At 60.1% G+C, this 18,204-nt stretch carries 20 protein-coding genes and 1 pseudogene; 12 read left to right on the top strand and 9 right to left on the bottom strand.

What is annotated here, in order from left to right; all coding sequences use genetic code 11:
• Positions 1–110 precede the first annotated feature (110 nt).
• Positions 111–1,667, top strand: coding sequence for an ISL3 family transposase (locus KQ933_RS32865; RefSeq protein WP_216761078.1), 1,557 nt, complete (start codon positions 111–113; stop codon positions 1,665–1,667).
• Positions 1,668–1,839: 172 nt separating this feature from the next.
• Here KQ933_RS32865 and KQ933_RS32860 read toward each other — a convergent pair.
• Positions 1,840–2,232, bottom strand: a pseudogene (locus tag KQ933_RS32860) (DNA polymerase Y family protein); the annotation flags it as partial.
• Positions 2,150–2,908: an ImuA family protein gene (locus tag KQ933_RS32855; protein WP_216761077.1), complete on the bottom strand. Its 759-nt coding sequence runs from the start codon at positions 2,906–2,908 to the stop codon at positions 2,150–2,152. The gene KQ933_RS32855 and the pseudogene KQ933_RS32860, both read right to left, overlap by 83 nt.
• 624 nt (positions 2,909–3,532) lie before the next feature.
• On the opposite strand from KQ933_RS32855, the gene ligD (KQ933_RS32850) reads away from it, so the two are divergent.
• The gene (gene ligD, locus KQ933_RS32850) at positions 3,533–6,193 is read left to right on the top strand and encodes a DNA ligase D (RefSeq protein WP_216761076.1); all 2,661 of its coding nucleotides are present in this window, start codon (positions 3,533–3,535) and stop codon (positions 6,191–6,193) included.
• Positions 6,190–6,609 carry a DUF4112 domain-containing protein gene (locus KQ933_RS32845; protein WP_216761075.1) on the top strand — a complete coding sequence of 140 codons (420 nt, stop codon included), beginning with the start codon at positions 6,190–6,192 and terminating at the stop codon, positions 6,607–6,609. The genes ligD (KQ933_RS32850) and KQ933_RS32845 overlap by 4 nt, the downstream gene beginning before the upstream one ends.
• Before the next feature lie 32 nt (positions 6,610–6,641).
• Here the strand turns inward: KQ933_RS32845 and ligD (KQ933_RS32840) are convergent, their stop codons facing one another.
• The 3 genes from ligD (KQ933_RS32840) to KQ933_RS32830 are packed head-to-tail and all read right to left on the bottom strand — an operon-like array spanning position 6,642 to position 9,400.
• Positions 6,642–7,673: a non-homologous end-joining DNA ligase gene (gene ligD, locus KQ933_RS32840; RefSeq protein WP_216761074.1), complete on the bottom strand. Its 1,032-nt coding sequence runs from the start codon at positions 7,671–7,673 to the stop codon at positions 6,642–6,644.
• Positions 7,670–8,485 carry a Ku protein gene (locus KQ933_RS32835; protein ID WP_216761073.1) on the bottom strand — a complete coding sequence of 272 codons (816 nt, stop codon included), beginning with the start codon at positions 8,483–8,485 and terminating at the stop codon, positions 7,670–7,672. The genes ligD (KQ933_RS32840) and KQ933_RS32835 overlap by 4 nt, the downstream gene beginning before the upstream one ends.
• Positions 8,486–8,497: 12 nt before the next feature.
• Complete coding sequence (locus tag KQ933_RS32830) at positions 8,498–9,400, bottom strand: Ku protein (protein WP_216761072.1); 903 nt, start codon at positions 9,398–9,400, stop codon at positions 8,498–8,500.
• Positions 9,401–9,598: 198 nt separating this feature from the next.
• On the opposite strand from KQ933_RS32830, the gene KQ933_RS32825 reads away from it, so the two are divergent.
• The 5 genes from KQ933_RS32825 to KQ933_RS32805 all read left to right on the top strand — a co-directional run bounded on the left by KQ933_RS32825 (position 9,599) and on the right by KQ933_RS32805 (position 11,421).
• Positions 9,599–9,775 carry a hypothetical protein gene (locus KQ933_RS32825; RefSeq protein ID WP_216761071.1) on the top strand — a complete coding sequence of 59 codons (177 nt, stop codon included), beginning with the start codon at positions 9,599–9,601 and terminating at the stop codon, positions 9,773–9,775.
• A 12-nt stretch (positions 9,776–9,787) separates the two neighbouring features.
• A complete protein-coding gene (gene xth / locus KQ933_RS32820) occupies positions 9,788–10,564 on the top strand; it encodes an exodeoxyribonuclease III (RefSeq protein WP_216761070.1) in 777 nt (258 codons plus the stop codon).
• Between the two features lie 84 nt (positions 10,565–10,648).
• Entirely contained in the window at positions 10,649–10,894 is a 246-nt protein-coding gene (locus KQ933_RS32815) for a hypothetical protein (protein ID WP_168302186.1), read from the top strand.
• A 15-nt stretch (positions 10,895–10,909) separates the two neighbouring features.
• A complete protein-coding gene (locus tag KQ933_RS32810) occupies positions 10,910–11,152 on the top strand; it encodes a hypothetical protein (protein ID WP_253958477.1) in 243 nt (80 codons plus the stop codon).
• 2 nt (positions 11,153–11,154) lie between these two features.
• Positions 11,155–11,421, top strand: coding sequence for a hypothetical protein (locus KQ933_RS32805; RefSeq protein ID WP_216761336.1), 267 nt, complete (start codon positions 11,155–11,157; stop codon positions 11,419–11,421).
• A gap of 128 nt (positions 11,422–11,549) precedes the next feature.
• Here the strand turns inward: KQ933_RS32805 and KQ933_RS32800 are convergent, their stop codons facing one another.
• Positions 11,550–11,933 carry a hypothetical protein gene (locus KQ933_RS32800; protein WP_216761069.1) on the bottom strand — a complete coding sequence of 128 codons (384 nt, stop codon included), beginning with the start codon at positions 11,931–11,933 and terminating at the stop codon, positions 11,550–11,552.
• Between the two features lie 95 nt (positions 11,934–12,028).
• Between KQ933_RS32800 and KQ933_RS32795 the strand changes: the two genes are divergently transcribed.
• On the top strand, positions 12,029–12,784 hold the full coding sequence (locus tag KQ933_RS32795) for an SDR family oxidoreductase (protein WP_216761068.1): 756 nt from the start codon (positions 12,029–12,031) through the stop codon (positions 12,782–12,784).
• A complete protein-coding gene (locus KQ933_RS32790) occupies positions 12,765–13,220 on the top strand; it encodes a MarR family winged helix-turn-helix transcriptional regulator (RefSeq protein WP_216761066.1) in 456 nt (151 codons plus the stop codon). Before KQ933_RS32795 ends, KQ933_RS32790 begins: the two co-directional genes overlap by 20 nt.
• 129 nt (positions 13,221–13,349) lie before the next feature.
• Here KQ933_RS32790 and KQ933_RS32785 read toward each other — a convergent pair whose 3' ends face one another.
• Positions 13,350–14,264, bottom strand: a complete 915-nt coding sequence (locus tag KQ933_RS32785) for a LysR family transcriptional regulator (protein ID WP_216761064.1) — start codon at positions 14,262–14,264, stop codon at positions 13,350–13,352.
• A gap of 118 nt (positions 14,265–14,382) precedes the next feature.
• Between KQ933_RS32785 and KQ933_RS32780 the strand changes: the two genes are divergently transcribed.
• Positions 14,383–14,919 carry a hypothetical protein gene (locus tag KQ933_RS32780; RefSeq protein ID WP_216761063.1) on the top strand — a complete coding sequence of 179 codons (537 nt, stop codon included), beginning with the start codon at positions 14,383–14,385 and terminating at the stop codon, positions 14,917–14,919.
• Between the two features lie 97 nt (positions 14,920–15,016).
• On the opposite strand, the gene KQ933_RS32775 is transcribed toward KQ933_RS32780, so the two are convergent.
• A complete protein-coding gene (locus tag KQ933_RS32775) occupies positions 15,017–15,772 on the bottom strand; it encodes an SDR family NAD(P)-dependent oxidoreductase (RefSeq protein ID WP_216761061.1) in 756 nt (251 codons plus the stop codon).
• A gap of 175 nt (positions 15,773–15,947) precedes the next feature.
• Complete coding sequence (locus KQ933_RS32770; RefSeq protein ID WP_216761059.1) at positions 15,948–16,550, bottom strand: TetR/AcrR family transcriptional regulator; 603 nt, start codon at positions 16,548–16,550, stop codon at positions 15,948–15,950.
• A 121-nt stretch (positions 16,551–16,671) separates the two neighbouring features.
• Here KQ933_RS32770 and KQ933_RS32765 point away from each other — a divergent pair, with 121 nt between their 5' ends.
• On the top strand, positions 16,672–17,712 hold the full coding sequence (locus KQ933_RS32765; RefSeq protein ID WP_216761058.1) for an aldo/keto reductase: 1,041 nt from the start codon (positions 16,672–16,674) through the stop codon (positions 17,710–17,712).
• The last annotated feature ends 492 nt before the right edge of the window (positions 17,713–18,204 follow it).

Genomic DNA, 18,204 nt, shown 5'->3' with positions numbered 1-18,204 from the left:
GTGCGCGGATCGTTAATCGCGGTGTGTTTCGGCGTCCAATGTTGGCTCTGACTCACTTTTGATGAAATCAAGTGCTGGCTGATGTTGGTTTCACACAAGGAATCAACGCCATGGGCCATTCGCTCCGACCGTCGACGCTCGTCCGTCGCGGCTTTATAGTCGACAATACAGCCATTGATGACGACGTAATGTTGATCGCAGCACGGTCGGCGAGCAAAGCAAGCCTTTGCCCGATCTGTGGAACAAGGTCGGAACGAATCCACAGTCGATATCAACGACGCTTGGCTGACCTGCCCTTGGTGGGAAAGCCCGTTCGGCTTGTCATTGAAGCGCGCCGGTTCCACTGCGATGCAGTGTTGTGCGGCCGGAGAATCTTCGCCGAGCGCTTCGACGGGGACATTCTCGCGCCTTCGGCGCGGCGAACCGCCAGGCTCGACCACATAGTCCATCATCTCGGGCTTGCACTGGGTGGCAGGCCAGCGGCGACCTTTGCCAAGAGGCTGATGTTGCCGGTAAGCAACGATACGCTGCTGCGCGTCGTGCGACGGCGCGGCAGTCCGCGCTTTGTCCCGCCGACCGTGATCGGGATCGACGATTGGGCGTGGCGACGTAACCAACGCTATGGGACCATCATCTGCGATCTGGAACGGCGCAAAACTATTGCTCTCCTGCCAGATCGGGAGCCATCGACGGCCCAGGCTTGGCTTTCGGAACAACCCCAGATCAGCATCGTAGCTCGCGACCGCGGCGGTGGTTACGCGACGGCCGCAGTCAGGGCGTTGCCACACGCCACCCAGGTCGCTGACCGCTGGCACTTAATGGAGAACTCCAGCCGGGCATTCCTCGATGCGGTGCGCAAATCCATGCGCCAGATCCGAACCGCGATCGGATCTGCCACGATCAATCCCAAATTGCTGACTGCCGCCGAGCGCATCCAGTACGAGGGATATCTTCGCCGCGAAGACACCAACGCCGCCATTCTCGACCTGGCCAAGTCGGGAGCCGCAATCAAGGAGATCGTCCGACAAACGGGGTACAGCCGCGGCCTGGTCCGGCGCGTGTTGCGTGGTCAACGCTCTGATGTCTTCCGTGTCCGCGAGAACTCGCTTGAACTCCATCTGCCGTGGCTTGACGCTCAATGGGCGGCCGGACAGCGGAACGGGACAGAGCTGTGGCGGCAGCTCAAGAACCAAGGGTTCCGCGGGTGCGTTCGCGTTGTCACCGAGTGGGCCACACGTCGTCGAAAAGCGGAGAAGGTCGACGAGGGCACCTTGAGCCGAGCGCCTTCGGCCAAGACCATCGCGCGTCTTATGACCATAGGTCGTGACGACCTCTCCAAGTCTGAGACCGTGACGGTTGCGACGATTGAGGGCGGCGCGCCGCTGCTCGTTGAGGCACGGGAAGCCATCGCCGCCTTCCAGGCGATGATCCGCAAGAAATCCCTCGCTGATCTCGATCCATGGTTGGAGAGAGCCCGAACGGGTTTGATAGCTTCCTTCGCCAACGGCGTCGTCAAAGACCGTGCAGCCGTCAGCGCCGCGATTACTTCGCCATGGTCGAACGGCCAGACGGAGGGGCAGATCACCAAGCTCAAACTTGTGAAACGCCAGATGTATGGCCGCGGGAAAATTGACTTTCTCCAAGCCCGCGTCATCGGCGCGGGATAAAATCCATCACCACCAAAACTGCGTCAGAGCCAACTTTCCGCGCCGATTGACACCGCGAGCGCTCGTTGTTCGTCTTGCCCTCTTCACGCTCACCAGTTCCGTCGAAATTCAATGGCGACGACATACTCCGTTCCGGCCCACCCCACAAATCCTCATGCTCCCCTCTTAAGCCGTTGACCAACCCGGAGATCAGCAGATCCTCGCCGCCCTGAAGGTGATCGGCGCCTTCCGTGTCCATGACGATCCCGTCCGTGCCATCGACGGCAACGACAGGGCTGTATTGCCGCAGCGCCCATAGCGCGAGCCGCTCAAGGGCAGCAGCATCAACAGCCGAATCAGCATCGACCATCGTGAGGTTCGCGACCACGGCCTGGGCTTTGCTCGCCGGCATGCCGACCTTCAGACGAAGTTTGCGTGCGGCGGTATCGGCCGCCGAGATCCACCGCTTCGACCCCGATTTGGAAATGACGACGAGCGGCTGATCAGCTGGCACGGCTCCCTCTCCATGTCGACGTATCCGGTCTGTTGGCAGAGTGGGGAAGTAGACACACACGACCCTTGGCATCACGGGCTCCTATTTCAAACTCAGCATACTCGCCTGCTTTCACGCGCATCAATTCCAACAGCCATCGGGGCCGGCCGACCCCTGCCACCGGCAGTTCCTCCGACGGAAGCACGCTCACCCTCCAGCGGGTCGTCGAGGCCGTCAGATTGCCAAAGTCCGACGCTTCCGTCTGGCGCCGCCATCTGCGTACGACGAGCCCCATGGTTCCTGTCTTTTCGGCAGCCAGCTGCAGCCGCCGGGATGCGACCATCGGCAACCGCACCAGCTCCCCGACCACGGCTGCCAAGCCACCGAAGGAGAGCCCTTCCTCCATAGAGGCCAGGACATCTTCCTCCTTGTCGCCTTCGCAGAAGATCACACGGTCGGGATGAAGGCCGGCCTGGGCGATGGCGGGAAAAAACAGGTCAGGTCTCGTCAGGCACCAGAGCACCTTTCCTTTCGAGCGCGCGGCAATGCCGGCGGCGAACAGTGCCGCCGCCGCGCCGTCCACAGTGCCCGAGCCGCCACCGGCGACCTCGTGAAGCGCGCCATAAGACAGCCCACCGCCCGGCAGACGCTCGTCCATTTCGCGAACGCCGAATGGCAACACGGCAGCCTTCTTTGCCGCGCCGCCTTCCAGGTGCGCAATACGATCCCTGAGTTCCTCGATGACCCGAGGGCTACGGACGCGCGACATCGTTCACGGACCTCCCTCGGCTCGTGTTGCATGGACTTCATGTCCCCGAAAATTGCTGGTGTTCTTCTTTTGTTCCGTGTCAGTGACAGAGTCAAGCCGGTCTTATCGAGCTTATTTAGGCTCCGCTAAAGGGCTGTAGGCGAAATGATGAAACGAATCAGGAGCCTAGGCTGCGGGAGCCAAGTGACTCCACCGCCTCATTTTTTTCCGCGTTTTGCACAAGGACCTGAAACATGCCGTGGCTTGATAGCGGCCCAAACGAAAAAGCCTGCCGCGGGAGGAAGTGCATCGCTTCGATAGGCAAATCATACAGGTTCTCCTTGCCTATCAAATAGACTTTGCTGCAGCGCAGTCATGCGGAGGACGCATACCAATTCCGATGGTGCGAGGTCGATCATTCAGAGCCGGAAGCGCTCCTGCCCAACTCCATGGAACAAAACGACAATCTGTTGCCTTTTGCTTGTTGAGGTCGCGTGCTGTGTCAACCGGACGTGACAGGGATGACGAACGCGATGATTTTCCGGTCACGGCCAACGAAACGGCAGTGGAGCGTCTCACCTGTCTGGCCCGCTCCTCATCCCGTCTTCATCCGAGGCGGGAGGCGGATGTGTATCGGGGACTGCCATGGCAAACGACAAGCTCTCGACCTACAAGCGGAAGCGCGATTTTCAGAAGACGCAGGAGCCGAGCGGCGCAGCGAAGCTGAATCCATCGAACCGCAGGCGCTTCGTCATCCAGAAGCATGACGCAACGCGGCTGCATTACGATCTGCGGCTTGAACTCGACGGTGTCTTCAAGTCCTGGGCGGTCACCAAGGGACCGTCGATGGATCCGCACGACAAACGGTTGGCGGTCGAGGTCGAGGACCACCCGCTCGACTACGGCGACTTCGAAGGCACTATCCCCAAGGGCCAATATGGCGGCGGCACGGTGATGCTCTGGGACCGTGGCTATTGGGAGCCGGAAGGCAACAAGACGCCGGAGCAGGCGCTGGCCAAGGGCGACTTCAAGTTCACCCTGGAAGGAGAGCGGCTGCACGGCAGCTTCGTACTTGTACGGATGCGCAATGACCGCGACGGCGGTAAGCGGACCAATTGGCTGCTTATCAAGCACCATGACGATTTCTCGGTCGAGGAAGACGGCGCGGCCGTCCTTGAGGAGAACGCAACGTCGGTCGCCTCCGGCCGAACCATGGAAGCGATTGCCGCCGGCAAAGGCAGGAAGCCGAAGCCATTCATGGTCCAGAGCGGCGACGTTCAGGCGGATGCGGTCTGGGACAGCAACCACGGTCTTGCTGCGGAAGAGCGCAAAGAAACCAAAACTAAAAGGAAATCAGCCCCAGCCAAAGCTGCCAAGCCAGTGAAGTCCGCCATGCCCGACTTCATCGCGCCGCAGCTTTGCGAAACGCTGGAACGCCCACCCTCGTCCGAGGGCTGGATCCACGAGATCAAGTTCGACGGCTACCGCATCCAGGCGCGCATCGAAAATGGTGACGTGACGCTGAAGACCCGAAAGGGCCTGGACTGGACGGCAAAATATCCGGCGATCGCGACATCGTTTGCAAACCTGCCGGATGCCATGATCGACGGGGAGATCTGCGCCCTCGACGAAAACGGGGCGCCGGACTTCGCAGCGCTTCAGGCGGCACTGTCGGAAGGAAAGACGGACGCACTGGTCTATTTCGCTTTCGACCTGCTGTTCGAAGGCGATGAAGACCTGCGGCAACTGCCGCTCACCGACCGGAAGGAACGGTTGCAGACATTGCTGAGCGATGCCGGCGAGGATCCACGCCTGCGGTTTGTCGAGCATTTCGAGACTGGCGGAGATGCCGTCCTGAAGTCTGCTTGCAAGCTCTCCCTGGAAGGGATCGTCTCGAAACAGGCGGATGCGCCCTATCAATCGGGCCGCACCGAGACCTGGGCGAAGTCCAAGTGCCGCGCCGGCCATGAAGTCGTCATCGGTGCCTATGCCAAGACCAACGGCAAGTTCCGCTCGTTGCTGGTCGGCGTCAACCGCGGTAGCCATTTCGTCTATGTCGGCCGTGTCGGCACGGGCTACGGCGCTGGCAAGGTCGGTGTGCTGCTTCCCAAACTGCGCGCGCTGGAAACGGCCAAGTCCCCGTTTACCGGTATTGGGGCGCCGAAAAAGGACCCCAATGTCGTCTGGGTGAAGCCGGAACTGGTCGCGGAGATTGAGTTCGCCGGCTGGACAGCGGACGGCCTGGTCCGCCAGGCGGCCTTCAAGGGCTTGCGTGAAGACAAGCCCGCAGCCGAAGTCGAGGCCGAAAAGCCGGCATCTCCGGCAAAGACCGACACTCCGACGCCAGCCGTGACAAAGCCACCCAGACCGTCGCGCGGCAAGAACGCCAAGGCCGAGGTGATGGGCGTCATGATCTCAAGCCCTGACAAGCCGCTCTGGCCGGATGCTAATGACGGAGAGCCGGTCACCAAGGAGGATCTCGCCCGCTATCATGAAACGGTCGGTCGTTGGCTGATCGACCATATCAAGGGACGGCCTTGCTCGATCATCCGAACCCCCGATGGTATCGGCGGCGAGCAGTTCTTTCAGCGGCATACGATGCCGGGAACGTCCAACCTGCTCGGACTGGTCAAGGTGTTCGGCGACAAGAAACCCTATCTCCAGATCGATCGGGTCGAAGGTCTTGCCGCCATCGCCCAGATCGGCGGGGTCGAGCTGCATCCCTGGAATTGCGAACCGGGCCAACCGGAAGTGCCGGGCCGTCTCGTCTTCGATCTTGATCCGGGTCCGGACGTTCCCTTCTCCAACGTCGTAGAAGCCGCCCGCGAGATGCGCGACCGGCTGGAGGAACTCGGCCTCGTCAGCTTCTGCAAGACGACCGGTGGCAAAGGGCTGCACGTCGTCACCCCGCTTGCGATAGCGAAGGGGAAGAAGTTGAGCTGGCCGGAGGCAAAAGGGTTCGCCCACGATGTCTGCCTGCAGATGGCCCGCGGGAACCCTGAGCTTTATCTGATCAAGATGGCGAAGAACCAACGCAACGGCCGGATCTTCCTCGACTACCTCCGCAACGATCGGATGGCGACTGCCGTCGCCCCACTGTCGCCGCGTGCCCGTCCGGGCGCCACCGTATCGATGCCGCTCACCTGGAGCCAGGTGAAGACGGATCTCGATCCGAAACGCTTTACCATCCGCACCGTGCCGGCGCTCTTGGGGAAGACGAGCGCCTGGCAGGACTATTGCGACGGGCAAAGGTCTCTGGAGCAGGCGATCAAACGGCTGGGCAAGATGATGAAAGTGGCGGCATGACATACGAGCGAGCGCATAGGCAGGACACTGATTTCGGCAACATCGACCGTTTGGCCCGCCTTCGCCGCATGCGCGGGCTGGCGCGGCTCATGGACACGGCGCTGCGCATTCCCGGAACGCGCTTTTCCTTCGGAGCAGATTCAGTGATCGGGTTGGTGCCTGTTGTCGGTGACTTCGCCGGCGCTGCAATTAGTCTCTACATCGTCAACGAGGCACGGCTCCTTGGCGTGCCGAACGACAAGCTTTTTAAGATGCTGGTCAATATCGGTTTCGACGCGGTGGCCGGCAGTGTCCCATTGGTCGGGGACCTGTTCGACGTCTACTTCAAATCCAACCGTCGGAACCTCGACCTCGTCCTGGAACACTTCGGTCTCGACCATTCCGATCTCGATCGCAGACGGTCGCCGCGCGATTGAACGGCCCTGTTCGACGGCCGCCGACATCCAGCTCAGTCGAGTTCGTAAACTGCAGCATTGTCCTGGATCTCACGCAACACTTTATAGGATGCGTGTCGCAGATTGCCGTCGTCGGTCCAGCCGCGGAATTCGATCTCGGCGATCAGCGTCGGTTGCGCAAAGACGTAATTCTTGCCCTTGAGCGGAACGGCCGGCGTCCTCGTCTTCAGCTTGTCGAGCGTCTTCTTCAGGTAGGCTGCGTCCTTTTCCTTGAAGCCCGTGCCGACTTCGCCGACATAGATCCAGTCGTGGCCACGCCGGGCAGCAAGCAGCAGGCTGCCGATCCCGCCTCGGGCGGTGGCGGACTGTTCGTAGCCGACGATCATGAAACTCTCGCTCTGAATGCATTTGATCTTCAGCCAGTCGCCAGTCCGGCCGGATCGATAGGGACGGTCCCGGTGTTTGGCGATAATGCCTTCCAGTCCAAGCGAGCGGGCGTTCTCGAGAAGCTCGGCGCCATCACCCTGGACCTCCTCGGAAAGCTGTATCGCGCCGACGGCTCCGTCGAGCAGGTCGGTCAGGAGATGCCGGCGGACCGACAGCTCGGTCTTCGTGAGATCGTGCCCGTCGAAGTATAAGAGGTCGAAGGCGAAGAGGACGGATTCCCCCGAGGCACGCTTGCCGCCGCGTCCGCCCAGCGATCGCTGCAGCGCTCCGAAGTCGGACCGGCCCTCGCTATTCAGCACAACAGCCTCTCCGTCGAGGATGGCTGTCGACACGCCCAGGTTTTTGGCAGCCTCCGCAATTGTCGGGAAGCGATGCGTCCAGTCATGGCCGCCGCGCGTGATGATCCGCACACCCTTCGGCTCGATGTGGATCGCGAGCCTATAGCCGTCCCACTTGATCTCGTAGGCCCAATCCGGACCAACCGGTGGAGCCGGCTTCAGCAAGGCAAGGCATGGCTCGACCCGATCGGGCATCGGATCGAAGGGAAGATTCGGCTGTGCCGGATCGCGCTTGCGACGCGGCTGCGATTTGGCGGAAAGACTGTCGTCCTGGAGAAGCGCCTTGGTGGGTCTTTTCATTTGCCGGCCCGGGTCTCGGCCGCGACCGATTTCTTCAGGGCATCCATTATATTGATGACATTGTTCGGGCCGGGCGCCGCGGCTGGCGCTTTCGCCTTGGCCTTCGACGGCTTCTTCAGCGCCTTCTTCTTTTCCGCGATGATGTCGAGCAACCGATCCTGGACCGGATCGATGACCATCTTCGGGTTCCAGTGCTGAGTCTGTTTCTTGATGAGTTGCTGTACCAGGGGAATCATCTCGCTGTCCGCTGTCTCGTCGTCGTCGATCCCTGCAAAATAGGTATCCTCGTCACGCACTTCATCCCCATAACGTAACGTCCAGAGGACGATACCCTTGCCGCGTGGCTCCAGCATGACGGCGCGTTCCCGGCGCGAGATCACAAGACGAGAGATGCCGACCATGTCCTGCGCTTCCATCGCGTCGCGGATGACGGAAAAGGCTTCCTGCCCGACGGGATCGTTGGGCGACAGGTAATACGGCGTGTCGAGCCAGATCCATTCGACACTGTCGCGCGGTGTGAAGGTCGAGATGTCGATCGTCTTCGTGCTGTCGAGTGCAACGTTCTCCAGCTCCTCGTCTTCCAGCATGACGTAATCATTCTCGCCGCGCTGGTAACCCTTGACCTCGTCCTCGTCTTTCACCTCCTTGCCGGTGACGCTGTCGACATAATGACTGACGACGCGGTTCTGGGTTTCGCGGTTGAGGGTGTGGAAGCGAACCTTCTCGCTCCCGGAGGTCGCCGGCATCATCTGCACCGGGCAGGTGACGAGCGAAAGCTTCAGATAACCTTTCCAATAGGGGCGAACGGACATGGTCTCCTCCGATCAGCCCGCGCGCCGCGTTGGCGCGGCCGCCGACTTCGATTTGGCGGCCGTCGCCGGTTTCGCGGCCTTCTGACGCGATACCCCCTTGTTGGCATTGGCGGCGGTGCGTTTCGGTTCGGCTTTCTTCCCACCAATGCCGGCGCTCTCTCTGAGAGCCTGGAGAAGATCGCTGGGCTTGGAGGCGGGCGGAGCCTTCTTCTTCGGTAGCGCCCTGCCCTCGATCTTGGCCTTCACCAGCTCGGCGACGGCAGCTTCGTAGCGATCGTCGAAGGTGCTCGCATCGAAGCTGCCCTTCTTGGTGCCGATGATGTGCTCGGCGAGCTCAAGCATCTCACCTTCGATCTTCAGATCCGGCAGCTCCTCGAACGCCTCTTCGGAGGAGCGCACCTCGTAATCGAAGTTCAGTGTGGTAGCGATCAGCCCTTTGCCGTGCGGCCGGATGAGAACTGTACGCACACGGCGGAAGAGGACTGTGCGGGTGATCGCGGCAACCTTGGCTTTTTTCATGCCGTCGCGCAAAAGCACAAAGGCATCGGTGCCCATCTTGTCCGGCGCCAGATAGTAAGGCTTGTCAAAATAGACGTCATCGATCTCGTTGCAGGGGATGAAGGCATCGATCTTCAGCGTCTTGTCGCTGTCAGGGACCGCGGCTGCCACTTCCTCGGGTTCAAGGATGATGTACTGCCCGTTCTCGATCTCGTAGCCCTTCACCTGTTCGTCCCGTTCAACCGGATCGCCGGTCTCGCTGTCGACGAACTCACGCTTCACCCGGTTGCCCGTCTTGCGGTTCAGCGTGTTGAAGGCGATCCGCTCCGACGACGAAGCCGCGGTATAGAGCGCCGCCGGACAGGCGACCTCTCCGAATTTGATGAAGCCTTTCCAATTCGCTCTTGGGGCAACCATGACGCAGAACTCCTGACACAACTTACGCGATTCAAGCGAATCGGTATGTAATTGTTCCGAGTCGAAACGAATCATTTTTCAACGACTTAGGCCAATCGCGCCGCTCGTTTTGCGAGTCTGCGCTAGAGTCTTGATTCAGGTGCATCTTTTCGCGGCCGCGCGCGTTTCTTCTTGCAGCACCCCAAGAGGAGTCCTGCCATGAGCAAGCGTGAACTGATCGATACCGGGACCGACAAACGTTACGTCCGCCGTGATAAGGAAGGCAAGTTCAAGGAGAGCGTCGACGTCTCGCGGTCGCTGTCCGCCGACGCTCGCCACGACGCCAAGCATGCTGCGAAGCCGGGTCAGGGCGACAAGGGTGACCGCAAGCACTGACGGAAACGCTTAGTGAAGCTCGCCACCTATAATGTCAACGGCATCAATGGCCGGCTCGAGGTACTGCTCCGCTGGCTGGCCGAAGCTCAACCCGACGTCGTCTGTCTGCAGGAATTGAAGGCGCCGGACGAGAAGTTTCCGCGCCGCGAGATCGAGCGTGCAGGCTATGGCGCCATCTGGCACGGCCAGAAATCCTGGAATGGCGTGGCGATCCTAGCGCGGGATCAGGATCCGCGCGAGACGCGCCGCGGCTTACCGGGAGACCCCGACGATAGTCACAGCCGTTACATCGAGGCTGCCATCGATGGGATCGTCGTCGGCTGCCTTTATCTTCCGAACGGCAATCCAGCACCAGGGCCGAAGTTCGACTACAAACTCCGCTGGTTCGAGCGGCTGCATTCCTATGCGGCGGAACTGTTCGAGCTCGATGTGCCCGTGGCATTGGTCGGAGACTTCAACGTCATGCCGACCGATCTCGACGTCTACAAGCCGGAGCGCTGGCGCGACGATGCGCTGTTTCGGCCTGAGGTGCGCGCAGCTTATGCCGAACTCATTGCTATGGGCTGGACGGACGCTGTTCGGCTGCTGCATCCGGAAGAGCGGATCTATACGTTCTGGAAGTATTTCCGCAACGCCTTCGCCCGAGACGCAGGCCTTCGCATCGACCATTTCCTTCTCAGTCCATCACTGCGGGAACGACTGCAGGCCTGTGGCGTGGACAAGTTCGCGCGTGGATGGGAGCACACCAGCGACCACGCGCCGGTTTGGATTGAACTGGACGACGGATAGCATATCTCAAGGACATATCGGGGCGGTCGTTTCCAGGCGCGCCACCCTTAGCGATGTCCGATGGCGAAACATAGGAGTGACGGCATGCCCGCTCAACAAGAATTCGATGCCGCGGAGTTCGCGGATCGCTTGGCGGCGATGACGGACGAAGAAGTGTTTTTAATGATGCAGAAGCTTGAAGAGGGCAGCGAGAGAATTCCTCCTAAAGATCGCGATGAGAGCGATGTGTTCGCCCAGATCGCCATGGTGGAGACGGCCATAGAGGATCGGTTCCCCGGCCAGCTGCTGGCACCGTATAAGGATTGGAAGCAACGCCGGATCGGTGGCTGATCAGGAGGGTTTTCGATGAGTGAGAGAAATCCGGAACGACTGTTTCAGCAACTGGACGATGTCGTCGCCGAGATCATCGATCGTTTCGCAAGTGAGGGCCATGGAACGGCACGTGTCATAGAGACGCTGCAGGACGTTCTGGCAAAGCGACAGCTCGCCTATGATCGTGACCCTGATCCGGCGGAGGAACCAATAGCGGAGCCTTCCAACGATTGGCCGGGCGCCGATAAGACATCAAACAGAGGCGAAGGGCCGTGACCATGCAAAACACGGTAGACCATCCGGCCGCCGGGGAGACGATACGCAGCCTCACGCGGACGCAAGAAGAAGCGCTGAGAGCGATCGCATTTTTTCGGCGGCAAAGAAAAGTCGGTCGCGGTTGGCTCGTGGGTGACAAGCGGCTATCGGAGAAGCTCGTCGAGCGGCTGGAAAAGATGGAACTGGTCGAGGAAAGCTTCATTCGCGGCGAACCGGTGCTGCAGTTGACCATTGTCGGACAGGCGATCAAGGCGCAGCTGCTTCAATAATCCCGGGTGACGTAGGATCGGCATGCAGCCGCCGTGGTCCCGATATTCAAAGCAACGTCGGCTGTCGTGGTAAGGATCGTTTTCGGTCAGGATAGCTCAGGTTTGACCACGCCGCTGGACCGGCTGAACTACCTCAGCCGGTCCAGAAGAAGATAAAGCGGTGATCGTTCGAGCGCTATCGGCAGTGCTACAATGTAGATCCCGCCAACGATCAGATCAAAGAGCGGACGGGAACGTGCCATCGTCCCAGACGTGTCTTTCATCGTGAAGAACATCATGATGCTTCCCGCCACCAATCTCAAAACGCCTTCCCACATCACGATCGATCCTCGGTTCTGCAGATCGCGGGCGCATAGAACGAGCAGCACGCCGATGAAGACGGCCATGCAGCCAAAGACGGAGCCCATCATCGCTTGAGGAGGTCCCAGGCCGCTCGCTTGATAGACCCTGATGTTGGCGCGGACGCCAGCGTAAATGCTGTATAGCGCCGTCAGGATCACAAATAAGCTCATTGCCTGGAGCATCGTGGCACGCCCTCTTGTTCGATCAGTTGACATGTCAACTTTAACCCCTCTACAGTTGATTTGTCAACCAATGGAGACTTTCGATGCCATTCGATTTCCGGGGAAGTGAAGTTCTGATTACTGGCGGGACAAGCGGGATAGGCCTTGGACTGGCAACGCGGTTCTTGGGCGCCGGAGCGCGGGTCGTGGTAACGGGCCGCAATCCATCCAGGCTTGTTATTGCAGATGAACGCCTTACCAATCTCGCAAGCGACGTAGGGAGCGAAACCGATCGTCTTCGGCTCGCCGCGCGCGTTTCAGAACTTCTGCCCAACTTGAATGTCGTCATTAACAACGCCGGTATTCAGCGACGGGTCAGTCTTGCTGCAGATGATGCGCCCTGGGTCGAGCGACAGGAGGAGATCGATATACTGCTGGCAGGCCCGATCCACCTCAATCATTTGCTGATCCCCCGCCTCCTTGCCCAAGACAGACCGTCGATGATCGCGAATGTCAGTTCGGGAGGCGCATTCGTTCCCCAGGTCTTCGCTCCGACCTACAGCGCGTGCAAGGCCGCTATCCATAGTTATACGATGGTTCTTCGGGAGGCGCTGGCCAACACGTCCTGCCAAGTAGTGGAAATCATACCGCCGGCCGTGCAGACACATCTAGGTGGCACCGAACCGCACGGCGCTCCTCTTGATGCGTTTTGTGATACGGTCTTCAGCGGGCTGGCTGCCGGACGGCAGAGGATAGGCTTCGGCTTCACCGAAGCCGACACGTTTGTCGCAGCCGAGAAACCCTATGAAGATTTATTTAGGCAGAGCGCAGAGCGGGCGAATGTCGCAGGATATCGATAAGAACGGACGAGATGAGCCGCAATCTCATCTCGACAGGCATGAACTCGCTCTATGGCAGGCGCTGAAAAAGATATCGGCCACGACAGCCAGCGTGATGAGAGGGGAGATTGGACCTGGCGTGAGCGGTGCTGATTTTTCCGTTCTGTCTCGTATCGAAGAGCTGGGGGAGCAGGGCCAGGTCCTGGCGCAGAGTGACCTGATGAAGTCGCTCGGCTGGGACAAGAGCCGGCTTTCGCACCAACTCACCCGGATGCAGGAGCGGGGCCTGATTGAGCGGCGGCGGAACGGCAGGGAGGCAGAAGTGGTCCTTCGGGAAGCCGGGCGCGCTTTGCTCGCCTCGGCGCGACCGAAGCAGGTAGCGATCGTGAAGAACTACTTGTCTCAGTTAACAGAGGCGGAAGCGGAAGCGATGGAAGCGCTGGCGGCGAAGCTCTGACGTCCGATCCAACGTATCTGCGATCAGATTGAATCCGTAAGCTCTTGAAAGACCTGACGGAGAACTGGCTAGCGGCGAAAAGGACGGCTCAAACGCCTCAGCAGTCATTAGCTTCCCCGTTCAAGCCTCTCAACTCCAGCATGGTGGTGTTCCGATGTGCTCTCTGAGCGCCAATGCGAAAACTTTGACCTTGGCCGATGGTACCTGCAGCGCGCGGAGAAGATAGATTCCGGTGGCGGCTTCATTCCATCGTTCGCCCGATAGCGACAGACGAACCAGATCACCTGTCTTCACCGAAGGACCCGCTACCCAGCCGGGCAAGAACGCCACACCCATTCCGGCCAAAGCCGCCCCGTTCAGCGCTTCAAAATCGTCCGACCGAAAAACGACATGTGCACAAGCCTCGCCTGTCGGCGCGCCGAGAACTGCAGACCATCCCAGAAGGTCGTTGCCATGCAGCTTGTCGAGAAGGCGATGATTGCGAAGGGCTGCTTCAGTTTCCGGCACGCCATGCTGCTCAAGATATGCAGGGCTTGCAACGAGGATGCGATCGTGCGGTGCCAGTTTGGTGGCGATCAGCGTGCTGTCCGATAGCTCGCCCATTCTCACCACAAGATCCAGACGCTCCGCCACCGGGTCGGCCAGTCTTTCCGTCAGATCAAGCTCGACATGTAAGTCTGGATATTGCTGTGAGAGCGATGCCAGGACAGGAATGACGTAACGCTTTCCGAAGGTCGGGAAGCAGGCGATCCGTAACGTACCGCTGACAGCGCCATCGAAAGCTGCCACCTCGGCATGGGTATCGGCCAGGTCATCAAGCAGGCGCTGGGCGCGCTCAAAAAGGTGACGCCCCGCGTCCGTTAACGACAATGCCCTTGTCGAGCGGACAAGCAGCGGCACGCCCAGGTCCTGCTCGAGCGCATCGATCTGTCGAACGACAGCGGAGGGCGTCACAGCCCGGCGCCGGGACGCGGCCGAAAAGCTGCCGGCGCGGACGACGTCGACGTAAACCGCCAGATGTTCGGCGAAGCGTGGATCCTTCATCTTTGCCTACGACGCAAAACCGTTTGGACCATTCAGTTCGTTATCATCGGCAGGCATCCGGGGCACTTTCCTTCTCGTCAACGGGCAGTTTTGCCCACCAAACAGAAGGAATACTCTCATGGTCAAGGTCCTCGATACAGTTCTCTCACAATCAGCCTATTCTGCGGAGATCGACGTCCCGCTTGAAAAGATCGACATCGCGGATTGGCTCTTCACCCTGCCCGAAGCGGAATATCTGCGCTGCTGCCCGCCCGACCACATTGCAGCAGGCGTCACCTGGACCGACGACGGCCGCCGGATGTCGATCAATGTCGAACAGATCGGCTCAGGCCTCGTTGTGCAGCACTATGTCGCCGAGGTTGCCGAACCAGCCTATTGCCGGATGAACTCAATCTCGGATGTCTTCACGGCCAGCGGTCGTACCCAGGTCAACGTCGTCTGGGAGCTGATCGCCGAGAAGATTGACGACAGCAGGACGCGTTATACCAACAAGGTCACAGCCCATCCGACGGATGCGTTCATGAGCTTCATTCAGGAGCATGGGGTGACTTATGAGGATGCGGCAGCCGCCCGCCAAGCCGCTGGCGGAGATCATAACCGTCGCGAAACTCCATTGTTTGCCGCCAGCATCGCCCGTCGCGCACTTTCGAAGTAAGGAGCACTGCGATGAAAGCGATCATCTTCGATGACTTTGGAAAAGCCGATGTTCTGCGGCTTGCCGATGTCCCTATCCGGCGCTCCAGCAAATACCGTCAGATCTGAGCGAAACCACCATCGGCCTGGATATCAGCCCCTGTGATGAAGCTGGACTGATCGGAAGCGAGAAAGGCGATGACGTTGGCGATCTCGTTCGGGCTGCCGACGCGTCCGGCTGGGACATGCTGAGATAGCGCCGCGAGATAGGCGTCAGCCGAAACTTGCGCTGGGGCGCCGCCCTTAAGGCCGGGCGTCTCGATCGGACCGGGGCTAACGACGTTCACGCGAATGCCACGCGGCTTAAGGTCCAGAATCCAGTTCCGAGCAAGAGCGCGAATGGCAGCTTTGGTCGCGGCATAAACGCTGCTGCCGCCCGGCAGGCCCTTGTTCGCGACAACCGACGAGGTCAAAACAATCGATGCCCCGTCGCTAAGTAAGGGCAGTGCTTGCTGGACGGTGAAGATCGTCCCTTTTACGTTCACCGAAAGAAGGCGATCGACCATGGCCTCAGTGATCTCGCCAAGCGTTGCCTTCTCCAGGATACCGGCATTGGCGACGAGGATATCGAGTTTTCCCTTGGATGCGCGGATGGCGTCGTAGAGACGATCGAGATCGCCCAAGACCGACGAGTCGGCCTGAATGGCAGTCACCTCATTGCCGATTTCGGCGACTGCTTTATCGAGTTCAGCCTGGCGCCTGCCGCTGATGAACACGAATGCGCCTTCGGCAACCAGCCGCCTCGCAGCGGCCAACCCGATACCGGAACTGCCGCCCGTCACAAGTGCGACCTTGCCTTGCAGATTCTGAGCCATGATTTCACTTCTCCATGTGGTGGCAGGTGCGCGTTCGAGAGTGGTGAGTGTCGGTCATTTAAGCTCCTTCCGGTTGGCGTGTTCAGCCCAAGCGCCATCCATCGCGCGCCGATAATCGGCGGCGGCGCTGTCAGCGTTTGGCGTGAATGCGACTGCGCGCGATCGCGCAGAGGTGTTATTTATATCGCATCTTTACGACCTCGTGGGCGTCAGCGAAGGCGGCTCGGACAACGTCAAGCACCTCGTCCGATAGGGAGGGGTCTGCCTTGGCCACGGCCCGCGAGATTGCGAGAGCGCCGATCTCGGCAGCGGTAGCGGCAAGCGCCAGTCTTCGCCGGTCGGCCTCGGGGATCGAAGGTTCGAGCGAGGCTTCGTTCATCGCAGCCCAAGCCAGGAACGCGCTGGTGAAACTCTCGCTGACGGCCTCGTCATGGTGGCTGATTTCGCTGACGGACGCGGCCATCGGACAACCGTCAGAGACCTTCTCGCGCATATACGGAGAAAGATATCCGTCGAGCAGTTCCTCGAACGCCATGTGTCTGTCGCCGATCCATTCGCGCGTGGCTTCCATGTTGGCAGCGAAGCCATGTGAAAACGCCGCTGCGGCAAGCTCGTCCTTCGACTTGAAATGCGCATAAAGCGCGCCGTGTGTGAGCCCCGCTTCCTTGGCGACCTCTGCGACGCCTACTCCATCGATTCCCCGCTCCCGGAAGAGACGGCTGGCCGCGCTGAGAAGCGCGTCCCGATTTTCCGCCGCCTTCTCCTTCGAAACACGCATCAAGAACTCTCCGATCCAAACCTTCGATTTTTTTTAGTTGCGGGCACAATTAAAGTCAAGTAGTGATCCCGATGGCGATACATTGTGGTCGCAATTAAAATGTCCTACAGGAGAAACAGACATGCGTTACAAACTTTTCGGTCAGCACACGGGTCTGCGCGTTTCCGAGCTGGTGCTCGGCACCGGCATGTTCGGCACGGGCTGGGGCTATGGTCAGGAGCGCGATGAATCCCGTCGCATCCTCGACGCCTATGCAGATGCAGGCGGCAACTTCATCGATACGGCGGGCGTCTATCAGGGCGGTCAATCGGAAGAAATCATCGGCGATGCCTTGGTCGGCCGTCGTGACGATTTCGTCGTCGCCACCAAATATACGATGCCCGCCGGCGCCAAGGGCAGCATCCTTGTCACCGGCAATAGCCGCAAGGCGATGACCGTGTCGGTCGAGGACAGCCTGACGCGGCTGAAAAGCGACTATATCGACATTTTGTTCGTCCACATGTCGGATGGTGTCACGCCGGCCGAAGAGATCGTGCGCGGTTTCGACGACCTCGTGCGCGCAGGCAAGGTTCTCTACGCCGGCCTGTCGAACTTCCCCGCGTGGCGCGCGGCACGCGCCGTCACTATCGCGGAGCTGCGGGGTGCGGCTCCGATTGCCGGCCTCCAGTTCGAGCACAGCCTGGTGGTCCGCTCCAGCGAACAGGAGCTGCTTGCTGCCGGCCAGTCGCTCGGCCTCGGCATGGTCTCCTGGTCGCCGCTCGGTGGCGGCCTTCTCACCGGCAAGTATCGCCAGGGTGAGACCGGTCGTAAGGAAGGAATGGGCGGCAACGTCTTCCAGCAGGAGAATTCGCCACAGCGCACGGCGATCCTCGACACCCTGATCGACGTCGCGAGCGAGCTGGGCGTCGCGCCGGGCGAAGCCGCGATCGCGTGGGTCGCTGCAAAGGGCACGCTACCGATCATCGGTCCGCGCACCATCGAGCAGCTCAACTCCAACCTGGCTGCCGCGAAGGTCACCCTGTCGACCGAGCAGATCGCTCGCCTGGATCAGGTCAGCGCGATCCCGACGGCCTTTCCCTACAACGTCCTCGAGGGCGCTCGTCCGGGGTATACCGGCGGCAAGATTGAACAGTTCACGGCTCCGGCTATTTCCGCCGCCTGATCCTGGCCGGCGATGACCGAGGTCCTCGACAGTGTCTCCTGAGGCGACGAGCCGGTACCCCGGACGTATGCCTTTGAACATATGGCGAGGACCGCGGGGCACTCTAGCCGCGATTACTGCGCTTCGTCTCCACGGAGCTAGAAGAAGTCATGCAAGGCGGCGGGTGGCATTGGCGCGTGGATCATCTCGTTGCCGCAGCTCTTGAAGGGATCTGAACCAATGACTGGCCAATTTCCCGACGCATTGCACTCTGAATTTTCGTTGGTTTGCAAATGCTTAGTTTCACCCGTGGCTTGCTATTCCTGAGCCTGTTTCGTTTTAGCCCTGGTCGTCCTGCAATAAACCTCAATCCTCAGCTGGAGCATCGACATGTCATGCTCGCAGATGGCGCGGCGCCGTCGTCAATGACGCTTATCGGCTCCTATCTTCAATGTTGTTGTGGATTGCCATGCTACAACCTCTCAACGTGATTTAGCAGGCAGCAAAGAATGG

Source organism: Rhizobium sp. WYJ-E13 (assembly GCF_018987265.1).
In the GTDB taxonomy this organism is placed as follows: Bacteria; Pseudomonadota; Alphaproteobacteria; order Rhizobiales; family Rhizobiaceae; genus Rhizobium.
The sequence above is the reverse complement of the archived record's forward strand: the minus strand, read 5'-3'. Positions and strand labels throughout refer to the sequence as shown.

What these genes read in the sequence shown, in the direction of transcription:
- KQ933_RS32865 (WP_216761078.1), top strand. Translation starts at nt 111, where the DNA reads ATGGGCCATTCGCTCCGACCGTCGACGCTCGTCCGTCGCGGCTTTATA.
- KQ933_RS32855 (WP_216761077.1), bottom strand. Translation starts at nt 2,908, where the DNA reads ATGTCGCGCGTCCGTAGCCCTCGGGTCATCGAGGAACTCAGGGATCGT.
- ligD (WP_216761076.1), top strand. Translation starts at nt 3,533, where the DNA reads ATGGCAAACGACAAGCTCTCGACCTACAAGCGGAAGCGCGATTTTCAG.
- KQ933_RS32845 (WP_216761075.1), top strand. Translation starts at nt 6,190, where the DNA reads ATGACATACGAGCGAGCGCATAGGCAGGACACTGATTTCGGCAACATC.
- ligD (WP_216761074.1), bottom strand. Translation starts at nt 7,673, where the DNA reads ATGAAAAGACCCACCAAGGCGCTTCTCCAGGACGACAGTCTTTCCGCC.
- KQ933_RS32835 (WP_216761073.1), bottom strand. Translation starts at nt 8,485, where the DNA reads ATGTCCGTTCGCCCCTATTGGAAAGGTTATCTGAAGCTTTCGCTCGTC.
- KQ933_RS32830 (WP_216761072.1), bottom strand. Translation starts at nt 9,400, where the DNA reads ATGGTTGCCCCAAGAGCGAATTGGAAAGGCTTCATCAAATTCGGAGAG.
- KQ933_RS32825 (WP_216761071.1), top strand. Translation starts at nt 9,599, where the DNA reads ATGAGCAAGCGTGAACTGATCGATACCGGGACCGACAAACGTTACGTC.
- KQ933_RS32815 (WP_168302186.1), top strand. Translation starts at nt 10,649, where the DNA reads ATGCCCGCTCAACAAGAATTCGATGCCGCGGAGTTCGCGGATCGCTTG.
- KQ933_RS32810 (WP_253958477.1), top strand. Translation starts at nt 10,910, where the DNA reads ATGAGTGAGAGAAATCCGGAACGACTGTTTCAGCAACTGGACGATGTC.
- KQ933_RS32805 (WP_216761336.1), top strand. Translation starts at nt 11,155, where the DNA reads ATGCAAAACACGGTAGACCATCCGGCCGCCGGGGAGACGATACGCAGC.
- KQ933_RS32800 (WP_216761069.1), bottom strand. Translation starts at nt 11,933, where the DNA reads ATGAGCTTATTTGTGATCCTGACGGCGCTATACAGCATTTACGCTGGC.
- KQ933_RS32795 (WP_216761068.1), top strand. Translation starts at nt 12,029, where the DNA reads ATGCCATTCGATTTCCGGGGAAGTGAAGTTCTGATTACTGGCGGGACA.
- KQ933_RS32790 (WP_216761066.1), top strand. Translation starts at nt 12,765, where the DNA reads ATGTCGCAGGATATCGATAAGAACGGACGAGATGAGCCGCAATCTCAT.
- KQ933_RS32785 (WP_216761064.1), bottom strand. Translation starts at nt 14,264, where the DNA reads ATGAAGGATCCACGCTTCGCCGAACATCTGGCGGTTTACGTCGACGTC.
- KQ933_RS32780 (WP_216761063.1), top strand. Translation starts at nt 14,383, where the DNA reads ATGGTCAAGGTCCTCGATACAGTTCTCTCACAATCAGCCTATTCTGCG.
- KQ933_RS32775 (WP_216761061.1), bottom strand. Translation starts at nt 15,772, where the DNA reads ATGGCTCAGAATCTGCAAGGCAAGGTCGCACTTGTGACGGGCGGCAGT.
- KQ933_RS32770 (WP_216761059.1), bottom strand. Translation starts at nt 16,550, where the DNA reads ATGCGTGTTTCGAAGGAGAAGGCGGCGGAAAATCGGGACGCGCTTCTC.
- KQ933_RS32765 (WP_216761058.1), top strand. Translation starts at nt 16,672, where the DNA reads ATGCGTTACAAACTTTTCGGTCAGCACACGGGTCTGCGCGTTTCCGAG.